The 1213-nt window shown below is 70.0% G+C and carries 1 protein-coding gene; it reads left to right on the top strand.

The features are described from left to right. Window positions 1-1213, top strand: a 1213-nt coding sequence (locus tag H926_RS28220) for an FUSC family protein (RefSeq protein WP_202804751.1), incomplete at both ends; no start/stop codon positions are given.

The following is a 1213-nucleotide window of genomic DNA, read 5'->3' as shown; positions in this document are numbered from 1 at the left end:
CCCCCCCACAGCCTGTCCCTGCCGCAATCGGTGGCCGTGCCGCTGGGCGCGCGGCTGGAACGCTGGCTGGGCGATGCCGAAGCCTGGCTCGCCGATTGCGTGCGCAGCGCCGATGACGGCGGCGCCCCGCGCCGTGCCCCGCGCGAACAGCAGCAGCTGGCCGTCGACGTGGTCGATTGCGCGCTGATGGCCATTCACGTGCCCTATGATACCTCGCACTGGCGCGAGATGACCGGCACGCTGCGTGCGCTGCTCGAACGCATGCTCGTGCTGCTGCCGCTGCTCTCGGGCCTGTCCGACCGGCGCAGCGCCATCGCCACCGAAGATGCCTGCGCCGATCCCGATCTGGAAAGTGCCCAGGCCGCCACCCGCGCCTGGATCGCGGCGGGTTGCCCCGCGCTCGATCGCCCGGCGATCGCCGTGCCCGAAAGCATACGCCCGCAATCCTGGCACGATCTGCTCGCCACCAGCTATCGCGTGCGCCTGGCCCAGGTGGTGACGCTGCTGGCCGATTGCTGCCAGGCGCTCGACCACCTACGTGATCCGCGCCAGCCACTGCCCGCCTCGTTGCGCAGCCCGCGCGCCGCGCTGCGCCTGCACCAGGATCTGGGCCATGCCTTGATGGCCGGCATCGCTGCGTCAGTGGCCGTGATCGCCTGCTGCGCGCTGTGGATCTATTCCGGCTGGGCCGATGGCGCGGGCGCAGCGGCGATGACGGCGGTGTTCTGCTGCCTGTTTGCCGCGATGGACAATCCCATCCCGGTGATCCTGCGCTTTGGCGTGGCGATCTGCGCGGGCGTGCCACTAGCAGGCATCTACCTGTTCGAAGTGCTGCCCTATGTGCACGATTTCACCGTGATGGCACTGGTCATGGCGCCCACCCTGCTGGCGATCGCCGCGTTCATTCCCCATCCCCGCCTGGGTGGCCAGGCCACTGCCATGGCCATGGGGTTCTGCAGCGCGCTGGCCATCCAGGAAAGCTTCCACCCCGATTTCGAACGCTTTGTGAACAGCAACATCGGCCAGGTCCTGGCCGTGGTCCTGGCCGCAGGGTTCACCGCCGGCTTGCGCAACCTGGGCACCGACGTGGCGATCGCCCGCCTGCTGCGCGCGCTGCAACGCGATCTGGTGCGGCTGTCGACCACCGCCACGCCGCCCGATCCCGCGCTGGCGCTGGGCCGGGTGATCGACCAGACCGCCCTGCTGACGCAGC

Origin of the sequence: Novosphingobium sp. B-7 (genome assembly GCF_000410615.1) — a bacterium.
Taxonomy (GTDB): domain Bacteria; phylum Pseudomonadota; class Alphaproteobacteria; order Sphingomonadales; family Sphingomonadaceae; genus Novosphingobium; species Novosphingobium capsulatum.
Note: the sequence above shows the minus strand (reverse complement) of the source record. Positions and strands in the feature narration are given on the sequence as shown.